Here is a 17,767-nt window from a genome sequence, read left to right as displayed (position 1 = left end):
CCCGCCTGCGCTACATTCCACCGGTGACCCATCTCGAGCCTGAGCGCCTCGCGCTCAAACTCCAGGAACTGATCGATCGACGGGCGGCCCTGCACAAGGTGCTGCAGGGCGGCCTGCGGGCGGCGATGACGGAGACCGAGCGCGCGGACATCGAGCAGGTGCTCGAGCACATCGCCGCCGAGATGGCCGGCCTGGAGCAGCAGCTCGAGGACTTGCGCCGACGGTCCGGTTCGAACCGCTAGGCCGTTGCAGCGCTCCAGTTAACCGCTTCCTGGATTCAGTCAGGAAGGCTCGACGGGACCCGCTGGCTGGGCGCGCGGCACGCTCACGCCGCCGCCGGCGCCGCCATCAGCGTGAAGCCCCTGCGCGGCAGCTGCAGCGACACCGCTGCCGCCGCCACCAGCAGCAGGCCTGCGGCGCCGAAGGCGATCCAGTGCGTGCCGTAGTGCTCGTAGCCCCAGCCGCCCAGCCAGGAACTGATCATCCCGCCGACCTGGTGGCCGACGAAGGCCATGCCGTACAGCACGCCCACCAGCCGCACGCCGTAGACGTCGGCGAGGATGGCCGAGGACAGCGCGATGCTGCCGGCCCACACCAGGCCGCCCACGGTGGAGGTGAGGTACAGCTCCCAGTGCGTTCCCGCCATCACCAGCGCGATGAAGCCCAGGCCGCGCACGAAGTAGATGGTCGCCAGGAGGTGGCGGCGTGGCAGGCGGTCGGCCAGGCGCCCCAGCACCAGCGTGCCGCCGATCGCGACGAAGCCGATCAGGCCTATGCCCATCGAACTGCTGAAGGCATCGAATCCGTGGTCCATCAACATCGGCATGCCATGGGTGCCCATCAGGTTCATGCTGAAGCCGCAGGCGAACAGGCCGAACACGATCTTCCAGAACGGCGCCGTGCGCAGCACCTCGCGCACGGTCAGGCTCTGCGGCGGCAGGCCGGTGCGCATGCGCTGCGCGGCGATTTCGTCGGCCCCCAGGTCGGCGTGCTCGGGCGCGGTGTCCCGCATCACGAACAGCGCGGCTGGCAGCGTGAACAGCGTGAACACCGCGGCGAAGCCCAGCAGGGTGGCGCGCCAGCCGGCCTGCGCGATCGCCAGGCTGAGCACCGGCGTCATCACCGCGATGCCGGCCATGGAGCCGGTCGACAGGAAGAACAGCGCCATGCCCCGGCGGCGCAGGAACCACCGGGTGATCACCGGGGTGACCGCCACCGGGCTGGTGAAGGCCAGTCCCACCGACAGCAGCAGGCCGAAGGCCAGCAGGAAGCCCAGCGCATCGGCCGTGGTCACGGTCCAGATCGCGGCGGCGACCACGAGCGCGTTGCCCAGCAGCAGCACGCGCGGCGTGCCGAAGCGCGCGATCAGCAGGCCGGCGAGTGGCATTGCCAGCCCGTAGGCCAGCATGCCGACCGCGACGATGCTGGCCAGCAGGCTGCGGCTGAAGCCCAGGTCCTGGGCCATGGGCAGGAAGAAGGGGCCGAACCCCAGGCGCATGCCCGAGGACAGGAGGGTCAGGAACGCCGCGGCGGCAACGATGTTCCAGCCGAAATACCAGCGTGGTGACATGCGCCGATCATAGGCAGCGCCGGCCGCGGCATCGCGCCCCGGTCATGCCGGAACGCGTTCCGTGCTGCTAGTCCTCGGCAAAGCAATAGAACAGGCCGTCGCCGCCGGTGGGCCGGATCCGCTCCATGCTGCACCCCAGCGTGGGATGGCCCGAGTTCCACGACGTCGCCCAGGGGGACGCCGTGGGCCCCGCGCGATCGTGGTGGCCCGTCATGGCCGACCCGTCGCTGCCGCCCTTGGTCCAGTTGCCGCAGGTCATGTCGGGGAACGGGGCGCCCGGGAATGCGGTGCCGTCGGGGCGGCTGCCGGTCAGCACGTCGTGCTTGTTGGGCCGCTCGGTCCGGCCATTGACCGGGTTGCCGCGCTCGTCCAGCGCCGTTTCCTTGCTGATCCGGTTGTTGCCCGAATGCAGGTCGTCCACGCTGGTGGCGACGACCACGCCCTTGGCGTTGCGCCACGGCCCCTTGCCGATGCGGTCGCGAGCGTTGACGAAGTTCGGATCGCTCAGCGCCGGCGCCTGCGTGCTCAGGTAGGCCCGCCAGGTCTTGCCGCCCGCGCTGGCCGCCTGCGCCAGCGACTGGCAGTGCGCGTCGGCGCCGGCCAGTCCGCCGAGGTCGCCGCCCTTGCCCGGGTTGGTGCTGGTGACGAAGAAGGACATCCCCGCAGGTCCTGCGGGCTGCGTCGCACAACTTGCGAGCACGGCCACGGCGACGATCGCCATGGCCAACACACCCGCCGACTGCTTCCATCTGGTCTTGCGCATCACGTGCTCCTCGTGGATCGATTGGAGGTGGGATCGGGACGCGCGTTATCCCATACGACCGGCCATGCAGCCAGAGGGACTTCCCACCTGCAACCCAACCACGCACGCACGGTCGAGGTCGTGCGCAGGAAGAGGTGCACCTGATGCACACTGCCGCAGACATCCACCGGAGGGCCCATGCGATCCAGGCTTGCACGTCGGCTGGTGCGGACCGCCCTGGTCCTCCTGGCGCTCGTGGTCGTGCTCCTTGCGGCCGGATGGTTCGTGCTGTCGCTGCCGCCGTTCGGCGCGCCCATGTCGGGCGAGCGGCTGGCACGGGCCCTGGCCAATCCCCAGTACCGCGAGGGCCGCTTCGTCAACCTGGAACCGGAGGCCCCGAGCACGACCTCGCTGTTCGACTACACCCTGCGGCAGCTGACGGGCGACGAGGTGCGCGAGCCGCCGGCGCCCGTCCCCGTGCTCACGGTGGACAAGGCGGCGCTGGCGGGCGCCCTGCCCGCCCACGGACTGCGCGCGTTCTGGATCGGCCATGCGAGCACCTACGTGGAGATCGACGGGCGGCGCCTGCTGCTGGACCCGGTGTTCGCCGATCGGGTGTCGCCCTTGCCGGTGGGCCCCGGGCGTTTCCACCCACCGCCGATCGCGCTGGCCGACCTGCCGACTATCGACGCCGTGCTCATCTCGCACGACCACTACGACCACCTGGACATGGACACGGTGCGCCAGCTGGCGCAGCGCGGTTCGCGCTTCTTCGTGCCGCTGGGCGTCGGCGCCCACCTGGAACGCTGGGGCGTTCCGCCTTCGCAGATCGAGGAAATGGCGTGGTGGCAGGCCCGTTCGCTGGGACCGCTGCGCATCGTGTGCACGCCTTCGCGCCATTACTCCGGCCGCGGCCTGGACCGCAGCACCACCTTGTGGTCGAGCTGGTCGGTGATCGGTCCGCAGCACCGCTTCTTCTACAGCGGGGATACCGGCTATGCGAAGGCGTTCGCCGAGATAGGTGCCCGCCTGGGCCCGTTCGACATGGCCTTCATCAAGATCGGCGCCTACGGGCCCGGTGCCGCGTGGACCGACATCCACATGACGCCCGAGCAGGCCGTGCAGGTGCACCGCGACGTGCGCGCCCGGCGCATGGTCCCCGTGCACTGGTCCACCTTCAACCTGGCGTACCACGACTGGGATGAACCGATCCGGCGAACGGTGGCCGAAGCCGCCCGCGCGGGCGTCGAACTGGTGACGCCGCGCGTGGGCGAGATGGTGGATGCCGACCGCCCGTTCGAGTCGACGCGGTGGTGGGAGGACGTGCGCTGAGCCGCGCGATCCGGGCGCCGCGCGCTAGGGCGGGTCGATGGCCCCGCGCCCGCCGCCGTTGCGCAGCACCCCGTTCACCTCGGCGCCGAAGATCAGCGTCGTCGCGCTGATGTAGAGGAAGACCAGCGTGGCGACGACGCCCGCGAAGCTGCCGTACAGCAGCGCCAGCTTGCCGGCGGTGCGGAAGGTGTAGGACAGGGTGGCGGCCGCCGCCACCCACAGCGCGGCACCGACCAGGGCGCCGGGCAGGACGGTGTACAGCCGCTGCCGGATGTCGGGCAGCCAGCCGTACAGCAGCGCGTACAAGGCGACCAGCACCACGAAGGCCGCGCCGTAGCGGACGCCGTCGCGCAGCCACGTCGCGTGCCGCGCCTCGCCCGCATTCGCCTCCAGGAACTGCCACACATACGGCATGATCACCACCGAGCTGAACGCAGCCAGGATGCCGGCGCCGGCGATGACGGTGAACAGCGTCACCTTGATGCGGGCCTTCCAGAACGCCAGCCCGCGTTCGATGCCGTAGGCGCGGTTGAGCGCCGTGCGGATGGCCTGCATGCCCGAGGAAGCCGCCCACAGAGTCGCCACCACGCCGACGGCGAGCAGCGCCTGGCTGCGCTGCGACAGCACCTGCTCGATGACGGGCTGTGTCACCTCCCGCACCAGCTGGGGCGCGTAGCCGACGACGCGGTAGGCCAGGTCGGCTGCATCGCCCGGCTGGCCGAAGTAGGCGGCGGAAGCGGACAACAGGACCAGCAGCGGAAAGATGGCCAGCACCCACGAGAACGCCAGGCTGCCGGCCTGCACCGCGCTCTGGTGCAGCACGTAGTTGCGGGTCGCCCGCAGCAGCACGCCCAGGCCCGGCAGGGCCAGGGCCGCGCGCGCGAACTGACTCAGGGCGTTCCGAAGGCCCATGGGCGGCTCGCGGACTGGTGGATCGATGCGATCGGATGCTCCTGGCGTGAGGTTGCGATGCATCATGCCCGGCCCGCGATGCCCGTGGCGGGCAGGTCCGTGAAAACCGCAGGACGGCCACCCCGCCAAAGCGCGGGGTCTGCGTCGGCCGTCCGCCCGGGTAGACGGACCGCCGCTAGCGGGCCGGTGGCGCACGCATGGGCTGCGCGCGCGTCACTCCATGCGCCGTCCCAGCATCACGCCGGCGAGCACGCCCAGGCCGAGCACCAGCAGGCTGGCCGTCACCGGCCGCGAAGCGATCGTGTCACCCAGCCCCGTTTGCGGGTCGTATCCACTGCGCGGCCAGGCCCTGACCCTGCTCCGTGCGCCCGCGCCGAGGTAGGGCAGGTCAGGCTCGGTGTCCCGGCGCTGCAGCAGCGCGGTGGTCAGCAGCCCGCTCGCGGCCAGCACGGCGCCGAGGCCGACCCAGGGATGCGACTCCACCGTGGCGCGGGCCCTGCTGCCGTAGGCCTGCGAACGCGCCATGAGGTGCTGCGCGGCCGTGCGCATGTGAAGCGGCAGCACCTGCGCCTCGTGCGCCAGGCGGGACGCCGCGGCCCGGGTGCCTGCGAGCCCCGCGGCGGCGGCCAGGCGTGCCCGGCCGGCCGCCTGTTCGGCGGTTCGCTCGGCACGGTGAGCGTGGGCATCGGCGGCGTCGGCCCAGTGCCGCACGCGCTGCTCCATCGCCGGGCTCGTTTCCCGGGTCGCCGGTACTTTGCGCACGGGTACCCCGATCACGCGCACCTTGGGCGTGCGCAGGAACAGGCGGTCGAGCAGCACGCCGGCCGCCAGCACGATGCCGAGGGCCTGCAGGGGCTGCTCGGCCATGCGCGAGCCCATGCTCTCGCGGTACTCGCGGGCCCGCTCGCCGTAGCGGCTCCGGGTCGAGGACATGCCGCCGCCGGCGGTGTTCAGGCGCTGCTCGAGGCTGTCGATGGCCCGGTGCACGGTGCCGGCCCAGCGGTGGACGCGGTCATGGCCGTTGCCGGCGCGCGCGGCTGTCGAGGCATGGGGCGAGCCCTCCGCTGCCAGCGGGGTCGAAGTGCCGGCAAGGTTGCTCGCAAGGTCGGATTGGGTCGTCGTCGGGGTCACGCTGCTTTCCTCCTGGAGTGGGCGTGACCCATTCTCCCGGCCGGCGCGCGTCGGGCAGCCTCGGCAGCGGGTATCAACTTGTCTCAGGCTCGCTCCCCGGCCGAGCCGCCCGGGAGTCGCCGGATCCCCTACTGGACCGGCCCTTTCATGGCCTTGGGGACGGGCAGCGGCAGCACCCCGATGCCCTCCTCCAGCAGCGCCTGGGTTTCCTCGCGCGTGGCCTGGCCGCGGATGCCGCGCTCCTCGCTCTCGCCGTGGTGGATGCGGCGGGCTTCCTCGGCGAAGCGCTCGCCGACGTCCTCCGTGTTCGCCATCACGTGGCGCACCATCTTCAGCCAGGCCTTCTGCACCTCCACTTCCGTGTTGGTGGTGGCCACGTCCTGGCGGGCCGGCGCCTCGGGCTGGGCGCCCAGGTTCAGGCGGGGCGCACTGAGCATCTTGGTGATGCCCGTGTCGCCGCACATGGGGCATTCGACCAGGCCGCGCTCGAGCTGGCCCTGGAAGTCGTCTTCCGAGCCGAACCAGCCTTCGAAGGCATGGCGCTGCGAGCACTGGAGGTTGAGGACCTTCACGGCGAAGCGTGGGAGTTCATGGCCCCCAATTATGGGCGCCAGTCGAGTTGCCAAGTCCCCGCCAGGACGTTCTGCAGCCAGAGCATGGCGATCAGGGTCTTGGCGTCGGTCACGGTGCCGTCGCGGCACCAGTCCAGCAACTGCTGCGGCGTGGCTGCGAACACGTCGAGGAACTCCTCCTCGTCGAGGCGGCGCGTGCCGGCGGACAGGCCACGCGCGAACCAGATGTCGATGAACTCGGTGGAATACGAGATCACCGGGTGCAGCTGGCCGGCCAGCGCCCATTCGCGGGCGGTGTAGCCGGTCTCCTCCTGCAGCTCGCGCCGCGCGCACTCGAGCCGGTCCTCGCCGGGGTCCAGCTTGCCGGCGGGGAACTCGATCATCACCCGGCCCATCGGGTGCCGGTACTGGCGCTCCAGCACCACCCGGCCGTCGTCCAGCAGCGGAACGATCATCACCGCGCCCGGATGGATCACGAACTCGCGGCTGGCTTCGGCGCCGCTGGGCAGCGCCACCTGCTCGCGCACCACATGCAGGAAATGGCCGCGCAGCAGCTCCTGGCGCGACAGCGTGGTCTCGACCAGATGCGGATCGTCGCGTTCAGCCACGGCGCCTCTTGCTCAGGTAACGCCAGACGAAGCCGGGGAAGGCGAAGGTCAGGAACAGGGCGCCGGTGACGGCGTAGAACTCCCAGCCCTGCGGGGCGATCTGGCCGGCGCGGTGCTCCAGCGCGAGCCCGAGCGCACCGACCAGGAAGTACAGCACGACCAGTTCCGCCAGCCGGACGGCCAGCGGCTTGGGCGCCTTGAGCGGCCACACGCCCAGCACGTGGCGATCGAGCAGGAACGGCAGGTTGGCGGCGACGAAGGCCGCCAGGATCACCAGCCAGACGGAGGCTGCCAGGGACACGGGTGGCGGCCGGCGGCGCTCAGGACGCCAGCAACTTGCGCAGGGCTTCGGTGCACAGCGCCATCAGCCAGCCCGGCACGATGCCCAGCACCAGCACCAGCGCGCCGTTCACGCTCAGCACGGCCCGCACGTCGGCCGGCGCGGACACCGTGGTGGCCGTGATCGGCGAGTCGAAGTACATGACCTTGACCACGCGCAGGTAGTAGAAGGCGCCGACCAGCGAGGCCATGACGGCGAAGATCGCCAGCCCGATGTACAGCCCGGTGCCGCCGGCCACCAGCGCCTGCAGCACCATCAGCTTGGCATAGAAGCCCACCAGCGGCGGGATGCCGGCCAGCGAGAACATGCAGATGGCCATCACGCCGGCATACAGCGGGCTGCGCTGGTTGAGGCCGGCCAGGTCGGCGATCTCCTCGCTCTCGAAGCCCTCGCGCGCCAGCAGCAGGATGATGCCGAACGCGCCCAGGAAGGTGAGCACGTAGGTGATGATGTAGAACATCGCCGAGCTGTAGGCGGCCTGCGCGTTGTCGGCGTTGCCGTTGACCACGCCCGCCGCCAGGCCCAGCACCACGAAGCCCATCTGGGCGATGGTGGAGTAGGCCAGCATGCGCTTGAGGTTGGTCTGGGCGATGGCCGCCAGGTTGCCCACCAGCAGCGAGGCCACGGCCAGCACCATCAGCATCTGCTGCCAGTCGATGGCCAGCGGGATCAGGCCCTCCACCAGCAGGCGCATGGCGATGCCGAACGAGGCCAGTTCCGGGGCCGAGCCGATCAGCAGCGTGATCGCGGTCGGGGCGCCGTGGTACACGTCCGGGATCCACATGTGGAACGGGGCGGCGCCCAGCTTGAAGGCCAGGCCGGCGACGATGAACACCAGCCCGAACACCAGCACCTGGTGGTTGATGCGGCCGGTGGCGATGGCGCGGAACACCTCGTTGATGTCCAGCGAGCCGGTGGCCCCGTACAGCATGGACATGCCGTACAGCAGGAAGCCGCTGGCCATGGCGCCCAGCACGAAGTACTTCATCGCCGCCTCGGTGGCGGCCTCGTGGTCGCGGCGCAGCGCCACCAGCGCGTAGCTGGACAGCGTCATCAGCTCCAGGCCCAGGTACAGGACCAGGAAGTTGCTGCCCGAGATCATGACGAAGATGCCCAGCAGGGCGAACAGCGACAGCGTGAACAGCTCGCCGCCGCGCATCATGTCGCGGTCGGCCGCGTACGGCCGGCTGTAGACCAGCGTCACCATCAGGGCGATGGCCGAGAAGCACTTCAGCCAGTTGCCCATGGGATCGCTCACGGTCATCCGGCCGAAGGCGTAGAAGGTGCGCCCGTCCAGCGCGAAGTCGGCGCAGGCCCAGGCCACGGCGGCCAGCGTGGCCATGGTCAGCCAGTAGGTCAGGTCGCGCATGCGGGACTTGACGCCGAGGTCGACGATGGCGATGACGCAGGCCATCACCAGCAGCAGCAGCTCCGGCAGGATGACGATCAGGCTCAGGGAATCGAACATGGCTGCGGGAATGTCAGTTGAGTTTTGAAGCCGCCACGTGCTGCAGGAGGTTGGCGACCGACGCGTCCATCACGTCGGTGAAGGGCTTGGGGTGGATGCCCATGTAGAGGGTGGCGATCGCCAGCAGGCCGAGCATGAGGAACTCGCGGGCGTTGATGTCGCTGAGCTGGCGCACGTGGTCATTGGCCACCGGCCCCAGGTACACGCGCTTGTACATCCACAGCGTGTACGCGGCGCCCCAGATCAGCGCACTGGCGGCGGCCAGGCCGAGCCAGAAGTTGGCCTTCACGGTGCCCAGGATCACCATCCACTCGCCCACGAAGCCGGCGGTGGCCGGCAGGCCGCAGTTGGCCATGGCGAACAGCAGCGCGAAGGCGGCGAAGTTGGGCATGGTGTTGACCACGCCGCCGTAGCTGGCGATCTGGCGCGAGTGCACGCGGTCGTACAGCACGCCGATGCACAGGAACATGGCGGCCGAGACGAAGCCGTGCGCGATCATCTGCACCAGCCCGCCGGCGACGCCCAGCGGGCTGAAGATGAAGAAGCCCAGGGTGACGAAGCCCATGTGCGCCACCGACGAATAGGCCACCAGCTTCTTCATGTCCTGCTGCACCAGCGCCACCAGGCCCACGTAGATCACCGCGATGATGGACAGCGCGATGATGAACCAGTCCCATTCGCGCGAGGCGTCCGGCGCGATCGGCATCGAGAAGCGCAGGAAGCCGTAGGCGCCCAGCTTCAGCATGATGGCCGCCAGCACCGCGGAGCCGCCGGTGGGCGCCTCCACGTGCACGTCGGGCAGCCAGGTGTGCACCGGCCACATCGGCACCTTGACCGCGAAGGCGGCGAAGAAGGCGAAGAACAGCAGCGTCTGCGCCGTCATCGGCAGCGGCAGCTTGTGCCAGGTGGCGATGTCGAAGCTGCCGCCGGAAGCGCCGTACAGGTAGATCAGCGCGATCAGCATCAGCAGCGAGCCGAGCAGCGTGTACAGGAAGAACTTGAACGCGGCGTAGATCTTGTTCGGCCCGCCCCACACGCCGATGATCAGGTACATCGGGATCAGCGTGGCCTCGAAGAACACGTAGAACAGCATCGCGTCGAGCGCGCAGAACACGCCGATCATCAGCCCCGACAGGATCAGGAACGCGCCCATGTACTGGTTGACGCGCTCGGTGATCGCCTCCCAGGCGGAGATCACGACCACCACCGTGATGAAGGCCGTCAGCAGCACGAACCAGAACGACAGGCCGTCCAGCCCGAGGTGGTAGTTGATGTTGAAGGTTTCGATCCAGGGCGCCTTCTCCACGAACTGCATCTCGGCGGTGCCGTTGCGGAAGCCGCCGTACAGCGGCAGGGTGACCAGGAAGCTGACGATGGAACCGACCAGGGCGATCCAGCGGACGGCGCGCGCCTGCTCGTCCCTCCCCAGGGCCAGCAGCACGGCGCCGAACACGATCGGCGTCCAGATGGCGAGGCTCAAAAGACCCACTTTCTTGTTCTCCTTAGCGGCCCAGCCAGACGAACCAGGTCATGAGGACGAAGATCCCCAGGAGCATGGCCAGCGCGTAGTGATAGAGGTAGCCGGATTGCGCGCGCCGCACGACGCCGGCGAACCAGCCCACCAGGCTCGCGCTGCCGTTGACCACCGCCCCGTCGATCAGGCCCTGGTCGCCGCCCTTCCACAGGCCGATCCCGATGCCGCGCGTCAGGCGCGCCAGCACGTTCTCGTTGAACCAGTCCATGTAGTACTTGTTGTCCAGCACCGTGTAGATCGGCCGGAACGCGGCGGCGATCTTCGCCGGCAGCGCGGTGTTCACCAGGTACAGGTAGTAGGCCAGCGCCACGCCGGCAGCGGCCAGCCAGAACACCGGGGTGGTGAATCCGTGCAGCGCCATCTGCACCGGGCCGTGCCACATCTTCGCGAGTTCGGCCATCGCCGGGTGGCGTGCGGCGTCGACGACGATCGCGTCCTTGAAGAAGTCGCCGAACAGCATCGGGCCTATCGTCAGGAAGCCGATCACCACCGAGGGGAAGGCCAGCATCAGCAGCGGCACCGTCACCACCCACGGCGACTCGTGCGGCTTGTGGTGCTCGTCCTGGTGGTGGTGCGGGTCGGGTTCCTCGGCCGCGTCGTGCTCGTGCGCCGGCACCTGGTCGAAGCGCTCCTTGCCGTGGAACACCAGGAAGTACATCCGGAACGAATAGAAGGCGGTGACGAACACGCCCGCCATGACGGCGAAGTAGGCGAAGCCGGCGCCCGGCAGCGTGCTGTGGTGCACCGCCTCGATGATGCTGTCCTTGGAATAGAAGCCCGAGAACAGCGGCGTGCCGATCAGGGCCAGCGACCCCAGCAGCGCGGTGATCCAGGTGATGGGCATGTACTTGCGCAGCCCGCCCATCCAGCGGATGTCCTGGTTGTGGTGCACGCCGATGATCACCGAGCCGGCCGCCAGGAACAGCAGCGCCTTGAAGAAGGCGTGCGTCATCAGGTGGAACACCGCCACCGAGTAGGCCGAGGCGCCCAGCGCCACGGTCATGTAGCCGAGCTGGGACAGCGTGGAATACGCCACCACCCGCTTGATATCGTTCTGGATCACGCCCAGGAAGCCCATGAACAGGGCCGTGATGGCGCCGATCACGAGGATGAAGGACAGCGCCGTGTCGGACAGCTCGAACAGCGGCGACATGCGCGCCACCATGAAGATGCCGGCGGTCACCATGGTGGCCGCGTGGATCAGGGCCGAGATCGGCGTGGGGCCTTCCATCGAGTCGGGCAGCCACACGTGCAGCGGGAACTGGGCGCTCTTGCCCATGGCGCCGATGAACAGGCAGATGCAGACCACGGTGATCAGCATCCACTCGGTGCCGGGGAACTTCAGCGCCGCCAGCTCGCCCGCCTTGGCGAAGGTCTCGGCGTAGCTCAGGGTGCCGGCGAAGGCGGCGATCAGGCCGATGCCGAGGATGAAGCCGAAATCGCCGACCCGGTTGACCAGGAAGGCCTTGAGGTTGGCGAAGATCGCGGTCGGCTTGTTGTACCAGAAGCCGATCAGCAGGTAGGACACCAGTCCCACGGCCTCCCAGCCGAAGAACAGCTGCAGGAAGTTGTTGCTCATGACCAGCATGAGCATCGAGAAGGTGAACAGCGAGATGTAGGCGAAGAAGCGGTTGTAGCCCTCGTCCTCCTCCATGTACCCGATGGTGTAGATGTGGACCATCAGCGACACGAAGGTCACCACGCACATCATCATGGCCGTCAGCCCGTCGACCAGGAAGCCGACTTCCATCTTCAGGCCGCCCACCACCATCCACTCGTAGATCGTGGCGTTGAAGCGGGCGCCGTCCAGCGCCACGCTCTTGAGCGTCATGGCCGACAGCACGAAGGCGATCAGCACGCCCAGGATGGTGAAGGTGTGCGACAGGCGCCGGCCGATCCGGTTGCCGCCGAAGGTGGTGCCCAGGATCCCGGCGAGCACGGAGCCGGCCAGCGGCGCCAGCGCAACGGCGAGCAGGGTCGATGCGTTGAGGGTTGTAGCCATCGTTTCTTTTTCGGGGGCCGCGGGCTCAGCCCTTGAGCTCGTTCAGTTCTTCGACCAGGATCCTCGACTTGCTGCGGAACACCAGCACCAGGATGGCCAGGCCGATCGCGGACTCGGCCGCTGCCACCGTGAGGATGAAGAACACGAACACCTGTCCGTGCATGTCGCCCAGGTAGTAGGAGAACGCCACGAAGTTCATGTTGACCGCCAGCAGCATCAGCTCGATGGCCATCAGCAGCACGATCAGGTTGCGGCGGTTCAGGAAGATGCCGACGACGGACAGCGCGAACAGGATCGCGCCCAGCGACAGGTAGTGGCCCAGCGTGACGCTCATGGCTGGCTCCCTTCCGCGGAGGACGCGGCCGCGGGTTGCGGCGGCGGCGCCACCACCGGTGGCATCCGGACCACCTGCAGGCGGTCGCGGGCACGCACGCGCACCTGCAGCGCCGGGTCCATCTTGCGGCTGTCCTTGCGGTGGCGCAGGGTCAGCGCGATGGCCGCGACGATGGCCACCAGCAGCAGCACGGCCGCCAGCTCCAGCGGGTACAGGTACTCGGAGTACAGCAGCTTGCCCAGCTCGCGCGTGTTGGACACCTCCAGCGGCGCCTGGGCGCCGGCCTGGGCCGCGGCCTGCACGGCGGCCGCCCCGGCCCGGGGCTCCTCGGCCAGGCGGAAGCCGCCCATCAGCACGGCGGCCATCTCCAGCGCGATGACGACGCCGACGACGGCGGCCACCGGGAAGTGCTTCCAGAAGCCGGCCCGCAGGCTGTCGGTGTTGATGTCCAGCATCATCACGACGAACAGGAACAGCACCATCACGGCGCCGACGTAGACCAGCACCAGCGCGATCGCCAGGAATTCGGCCTTGAGCAGCAGCCAGACCGCGGCGGCCTGGGCGAAGGTGAGCACCAGGTACAGCGCGGCGTACACCGGGTTGCGCGCGGTGATCACCCGGAAGGCCGCGAACAGCAGCACCGCCGAGAACAGGTAGAAGAAGCCGGTCGTGAAGTCCATGGTTGTTCTTGTCTGCGGCTCAGCGGTACTTGGCGTCCGCGGCGCGGCGGGCGGCGATCTCCGACTCGTAGCGGTCGCCCACGGCCAGCAGCATCTCCTTGGTGTAGTACAGGTCGCCGCGCTTCTCGCCGTGGTATTCGAGGATGTGGGTCTCGACGATCGAGTCGACCGGGCAGCTCTCCTCGCAGAAGCCGCAGAAGATGCACTTGGTCAGGTCGATGTCGTAGCGCGTGGTGCGGCGGGTGCCGTCGGCGCGCTGGTCGCTCTCGATGGTGATCGCCAGCGCGGGGCACACCGCCTCGCACAGCTTGCAGGCGATGCAGCGCTCCTCGCCGTTCTCGTAGCGGCGCAGCGCGTGCAGGCCGCGGAAGCGTGGGCTCAGCGGCGTCTTCTCCTCCGGGAACTGCACCGTGATCTTGCGCGCCCAGAAGTACTTGCCCGTGATGCGCAGGCCCTTGAACAGCTCCACCAGCATGAAGCTGGAGAGGAAGTCCTTGAGCGAGAACGCCGAAGGCTGTCGTTGCAGGGTATCGGTGGACATCCGTCATGCCTCCCGACGAGCCGCCTCTAGGGAGGCATGCGCCCCCTCGGGGGGCAGCGAACGGTAGTGAGCGTGGGGGCTCATGGTTACTTCCAGATGTTGTAGGGGGTTTGCATCCACAGGCCCACCACGATCAGCCAGACCAGCGTGACCGGGATGAAGATCTTCCAGCCCAGGCGCATGATCTGGTCGTAGCGGTAGCGCGGGAACGTGGAGCGCACCCACAGGAACATGGTCACGACCACGAAGGTCTTGAGGCCCAGCCAGATCCAGCCGGGGATCCAGGCCAGCACGGCCGAATCGATCGGGGGCAGCCAGCCGCCCAGGAACATGGTGACAGCCAGGATGGAGACCAGCCACATGTTGGCGTACTCGGCCAGGAAGAACATGGCGAAGCTCATGCCCGAGTACTCGATCATGTGGCCGGCGACGATTTCCGATTCGCCTTCCACCACGTCGAACGGGTGGCGGTTGGTCTCGGCCAGGCCGGAGATGAAGTAGACGAGGAAGATCGGCAGCAGCGGCAGCCAGTTCCAGGACAGGAAGTTCAGCCCCAGGCCGGCGAAGTAGCCGCGGTCCTGGCTGAGCACAATGTCGGTCATGTTCAGGCTGCCGGTGACCATCAGCACCACCACGAAGGCGAAGCCCATCGCGATCTCGTAGCTGACCATCTGGGCCGAGGCGCGCAGCGCACCCAGGAAGGCGTACTTGGAGTTGGACGCCCAGCCCGCGATGATCACGCCGTATACCTCCATCGAGGTGATCGCCATCAGGAACAGCAGGCCGGCGTTGATGTTGGACAGCGCCATCTCGGGGCCGAACGGGATCACCGCCCAGGCGGCCAGCGCCGGCATGATGGTCATGATCGGGCCGAGCAGGAACAGGCCCTTGTTGGCGGCCGACGGCAGGATGATTTCCTTGGTCAGCAGCTTCAGGGCGTCGGCGATCGGCGTCAGCAGGCCGTAGGGCCCGATGCGGTTGGGGCCGGGGCGCAGCTGGGTGAAGCCGATGCCCTTGCGCTCCCACAGCGTGAGGTAGGCCACGGCGCCCATCAGCGGCGCGACGACCAGCACGATCTTGATCAGGTTCCAGATCACCGGCCAGCCGGCGGCGGTCCACCAGGGCGCCGCGATCAGCCCGTTGCCGTAGCCGTAGATCGTCTCGATCATGCGAGCGCCTCCTCGCCGCGGCCGAGCACGACCCGGTGCGAGGCCGGCAGCGCGGCCTGTCCGTCGGCCGTGAGCTGCAGCGACTCGGCCCGGCGCACGATGCTGTCGAGCTGGTAGATGGCGGCGCTGGCCGGCGCGCCTGCGGGCACCGACACGTCGATGGCGGCCTGCGTGCGGTTGGACAGCACGTCACCCTGCACCATGGGCTGGGTGGCGTCGGCTTCGCCGCGGGCCGCGGCCAGCACTTCCAGCGCCGACTCGAAGCCGAAGCCGTCCAGCCCCAGCAGGTTGCCCAGCACGCGCAGCACCTTCCAGCCCGGCCGCGTCTCGGCCAGCGGCTTGACCACCGCGTGGAAGGACTGCACCCGCCCTTCGGCGTTGACGAAGGTGCCGGGCGTCTCGGTCCAGGGCGCGATCGGCAGCAGCACGTCGCTGATGTCCATGTTGGCCATGAACGGGCTGAGCGTGACCACCATCTCGGCCTGGGCCAGCGCCTCGGCCGCGCGCTCGCCGGCCGCCGAATCGGCGACCGGTTCGTTGTTCAGCAGGATGGCCGCCTTCAGGCCGCCGGGCGCCAGCATCTGGCCGGCGTTGAGGCCGCCCTCGCCCGGCAGCGCGCCCACCAGTTGCGCGCCGACGGTGTTGGCCGCTTCGGTCAGGTAGCCCACCGTGGCGCCGGTGGCTTCGCCGATCCACTGGGCCAGCGCCAGCAGCGTCGAGGCATTGGCGTGGTGCGCGGCGGCGTTGCCCAGCAGGATGGCCTTGCGTTCGCCCGACAGCAGCGAGGCGGCGATGGCCTTGGCTTCATCGGTCGCCGTGCCCTTGGCGGGCGCGGAAGCGCCCTTCTCGGCGGCGATGGCAGTGGCCACGTCGGCCAGCGCCTGGGCCCACTGGCCCGCCGGCACGGTGACCGTGGTGGCCATGGCCATCGCCCAGTCGTGCGCCACGTCGTTGATGCGCGAGACCTGCGCGCCCTGGCGCGCCGCCGCGCGCACGCGCATGGCGAACAGCGGATGGTCCTTGCGCAGGTTGGAGCCGACCACCAGCACGCGCTGCAGCTCGGAGAGCGACGCGATGCTCGTGCCCAGCCAGCGCACGCCCTCGGCCGGCGCGAACTGCGCGTTGCGCAGGCGGTAGTCGATGTTCTCGCTGCCGAGCCCGCGCACCAGGCGGCCGGCGAGGAACAGCTCCTCGACCGTGCTGTGCGGGCTGGCCAGCAGGCCGATGGCCTTGGCGCCGTGGTCGGCGGCGACGTGCTTCAGGCCGTTGGCCACGTATTCCAGCGCGGTCTGCCAGTCGACGGTCTTCCACTCGCCGCCCTGCTTGATCATGGGCGAGGTCAGCCGGTCTTCGCCATTCAGCGCTTCATAGGAGAAGCGGTCCCGGTCGGCCAGCCAGCACTCGTTGACCGCCTCGTTCTCCAGCGGCAGCACGCGCATCACGCGGTTGTTCTTCACCTGCACGATCAGGTTGGCACCGGTGGAGTCGTGCGGGCTCACCGACTTGCGGCGCGACAGCTCCCAGTTGCGCGCGCTGTAGCGGAACGGCTTGCTGGTGAGCGCGCCGACCGGGCACAGGTCGATCATGTTGCCGGACACCTCGGAGTCCACCGTGCCGCCGGTGATGGTGGTGATCTCCGAGTGCTCGCCGCGGTGGACCATGCCCAGCTCCATCACGCCGCCCAGCTCCTGGCCGAAGCGCACGCAGCGGGTGCAGTGGATGCAGCGGCTCATCTCCTCCGTGGAGATCAGCGGGCCCACGTCCTTGTGCAGCACCACGCGCTTTTCCTCCTCGTAGCGCGAGGCGGAGGCGCCGTAGCCGACGGCCAGGTCCTGCAGCTGGCATTCGCCGCCCTGGTCGCAGATCGGGCAGTCCAGCGGGTGGTTGATCAGCAGGAACTCCATCACCGACTGCTGGGCCTTGATGGCCTTCTCGCTGCGGGTGTGGACCACCATGCCGTTGGTCACCGGCGTGGCGCAGGCCGGCATCGGCTTGGGCGCCTTCTCCACCTCGACCAGGCACATGCGGCAGTTGGCCGCGATGGAGAGCTTCTTGTGGTAGCAGAAGTGCGGGATGTAGGTGCCCGCCTTCTCGGCCGCATGCATGACCATGCTGCCGTCGGGCACCTCGACCTTCTGTCCGTCCAGTGTGATTTCAGCCATGTTGGGTGGGCGCGTTGACCGCGCTGTTCGCGGGGCGCTTCATCCGCGCCTCGAACTCATGCCGGAAGTGCTTGATCATGGCGCGCACCGGCATGGCGGCGGCGTCGCCGAGCGCGCAGATGGTGCGGCCCTGGATGTTGTCGGCCACGGAGTTGAGCAGGTCCAGGTCGGCCAGCTTGCCGTGGCCATTGAGGATGCGGTCCTCGACCCGCCACATCCAGCCCGTGCCTTCGCGGCAGGGCGTGCACTGGCCGCAGGACTCGTGCATGTAGAAGTAGGACAGGCGCAGCAGGCTCTCGACCATGTCGCGCGTCTCGTCCATCACGATGACGGCGCCCGAGCCCAGCATGGAGCCGGCCTTGGCGATGGAGTCGTAGTCCATCGTGCACTGCATCATGATGTCGGCCGGCAGCACCGGCGAGGACGACCCACCTGGAATCACCGCCTTGAGCTTCTTGCCGCCGCGCATGCCGCCGGCCAGCTCCAGCAGCTTGCTGAACGGCGTGCCCAGCGGGATCTCGTAGTTGCCGGGCAGCTCCACGTCGCCCGACACCGAGAAGATCTTGGTGCCGCCGTTGTTCGGCTTGCCCGCCTCGAGGAACTTCTGCGCTCCGTTGCGGATGATCCACGGCACGGCCGCGAAGGTCTCGGTGTTGTTGATGGTGGTCGG

The 17,767-nt window shown here is 68.9% G+C and carries 18 protein-coding genes; 2 read left to right on the top strand and 16 right to left on the bottom strand.

What is annotated here, in order from left to right; translation table 11 throughout:
* The first annotated feature begins 23 nt into the window (after window positions 1–23).
* On the top strand, window positions 24–242 hold the full coding sequence (locus tag VEC03_RS12725) for a hypothetical protein (protein WP_324915749.1): 219 nt from the start codon (window positions 24–26) through the stop codon (window positions 240–242).
* A gap of 83 nt (window positions 243–325) precedes the next feature.
* On the opposite strand, the gene VEC03_RS12720 is transcribed toward VEC03_RS12725, so the two are convergent.
* Window positions 326–1,570: an MFS transporter gene (locus tag VEC03_RS12720; RefSeq protein ID WP_324915747.1), complete on the bottom strand. Its 1,245-nt coding sequence runs from the start codon at window positions 1,568–1,570 to the stop codon at window positions 326–328.
* A 67-nt stretch (window positions 1,571–1,637) separates the two neighbouring features.
* Window positions 1,638–2,333, bottom strand: a complete 696-nt coding sequence (locus tag VEC03_RS12715) for a hypothetical protein (protein WP_414708495.1) — start codon at window positions 2,331–2,333, stop codon at window positions 1,638–1,640.
* 177 nt (window positions 2,334–2,510) lie between these two features.
* Here VEC03_RS12715 and VEC03_RS12710 point away from each other — a divergent pair, with 177 nt between their 5' ends.
* Window positions 2,511–3,644 (top strand): MBL fold metallo-hydrolase, encoded by a 1,134-nt coding sequence (locus tag VEC03_RS12710; protein ID WP_324915745.1) that lies wholly within the window; start codon window positions 2,511–2,513, stop codon window positions 3,642–3,644.
* Window positions 3,645–3,668: 24 nt separating this feature from the next.
* Here VEC03_RS12710 and VEC03_RS12705 read toward each other — a convergent pair whose 3' ends face one another.
* The 14 genes from VEC03_RS12705 to VEC03_RS12640 form a co-directional block, all read right to left on the bottom strand.
* A complete protein-coding gene (locus tag VEC03_RS12705; protein ID WP_324915743.1) occupies window positions 3,669–4,556 on the bottom strand; it encodes a YihY/virulence factor BrkB family protein in 888 nt (295 codons plus the stop codon).
* 213 nt (window positions 4,557–4,769) lie between these two features.
* Window positions 4,770–5,687, bottom strand: a complete 918-nt coding sequence (locus tag VEC03_RS12700; protein WP_324915742.1) for a hypothetical protein — start codon at window positions 5,685–5,687, stop codon at window positions 4,770–4,772.
* Window positions 5,688–5,815: 128 nt separating this feature from the next.
* Entirely contained in the window at window positions 5,816–6,259 is a 444-nt protein-coding gene (locus VEC03_RS12695; RefSeq protein ID WP_324915740.1) for a DUF1178 family protein, read from the bottom strand.
* Between the two features lie 29 nt (window positions 6,260–6,288).
* On the bottom strand, window positions 6,289–6,867 hold the full coding sequence (locus VEC03_RS12690; RefSeq protein ID WP_324915738.1) for an NUDIX hydrolase: 579 nt from the start codon (window positions 6,865–6,867) through the stop codon (window positions 6,289–6,291).
* A complete protein-coding gene (locus VEC03_RS12685; RefSeq protein WP_324915736.1) occupies window positions 6,860–7,168 on the bottom strand; it encodes a DUF2818 family protein in 309 nt (102 codons plus the stop codon). The genes VEC03_RS12690 and VEC03_RS12685 overlap by 8 nt, the downstream gene beginning before the upstream one ends.
* A gap of 19 nt (window positions 7,169–7,187) precedes the next feature.
* Window positions 7,188–8,675: an NADH-quinone oxidoreductase subunit NuoN gene (gene nuoN / locus VEC03_RS12680; RefSeq protein WP_324915734.1), complete on the bottom strand. Its 1,488-nt coding sequence runs from the start codon at window positions 8,673–8,675 to the stop codon at window positions 7,188–7,190.
* 13 nt (window positions 8,676–8,688) lie between these two features.
* The gene (locus tag VEC03_RS12675; protein ID WP_324915732.1) at window positions 8,689–10,164 is read right to left on the bottom strand and encodes an NADH-quinone oxidoreductase subunit M; all 1,476 of its coding nucleotides are present in this window, start codon (window positions 10,162–10,164) and stop codon (window positions 8,689–8,691) included.
* A gap of 13 nt (window positions 10,165–10,177) precedes the next feature.
* A complete protein-coding gene (gene nuoL, locus VEC03_RS12670; protein WP_324915730.1) occupies window positions 10,178–12,211 on the bottom strand; it encodes an NADH-quinone oxidoreductase subunit L in 2,034 nt (677 codons plus the stop codon).
* 25 nt (window positions 12,212–12,236) lie between these two features.
* Window positions 12,237–12,545, bottom strand: coding sequence for an NADH-quinone oxidoreductase subunit NuoK (gene nuoK, locus VEC03_RS12665; protein ID WP_324915728.1), 309 nt, complete (start codon window positions 12,543–12,545; stop codon window positions 12,237–12,239).
* A complete protein-coding gene (locus VEC03_RS12660) occupies window positions 12,542–13,225 on the bottom strand; it encodes an NADH-quinone oxidoreductase subunit J (RefSeq protein WP_324915727.1) in 684 nt (227 codons plus the stop codon). The genes nuoK and VEC03_RS12660 overlap by 4 nt, the downstream gene beginning before the upstream one ends.
* Window positions 13,226–13,244: 19 nt before the next feature.
* Complete coding sequence (gene nuoI, locus VEC03_RS12655; protein ID WP_324915725.1) at window positions 13,245–13,766, bottom strand: NADH-quinone oxidoreductase subunit NuoI; 522 nt, start codon at window positions 13,764–13,766, stop codon at window positions 13,245–13,247.
* A gap of 86 nt (window positions 13,767–13,852) precedes the next feature.
* Window positions 13,853–14,935, bottom strand: coding sequence for an NADH-quinone oxidoreductase subunit NuoH (gene nuoH / locus VEC03_RS12650; protein ID WP_324915723.1), 1,083 nt, complete (start codon window positions 14,933–14,935; stop codon window positions 13,853–13,855).
* Window positions 14,932–17,097: an NADH-quinone oxidoreductase subunit NuoG gene (gene nuoG / locus VEC03_RS12645; protein ID WP_324915721.1), complete on the bottom strand. Its 2,166-nt coding sequence runs from the start codon at window positions 17,095–17,097 to the stop codon at window positions 14,932–14,934. The genes nuoH and nuoG overlap by 4 nt, the downstream gene beginning before the upstream one ends.
* Window positions 17,090–17,767, bottom strand: a 678-nt coding sequence (locus VEC03_RS12640) for an NADH-ubiquinone oxidoreductase-F iron-sulfur binding region domain-containing protein (protein ID WP_324915719.1), incomplete at its 5' end; no start/stop codon positions are given. The genes nuoG and VEC03_RS12640, both read right to left, overlap by 8 nt.

This window comes from Ramlibacter sp., assembly GCF_035627355.1.
Taxonomy (GTDB): Bacteria; Pseudomonadota; Gammaproteobacteria; order Burkholderiales; family Burkholderiaceae_C; genus Ramlibacter.
The sequence above is the reverse complement of the archived record's forward strand: the minus strand, read 5'-3'. Positions and strand labels throughout refer to the sequence as shown.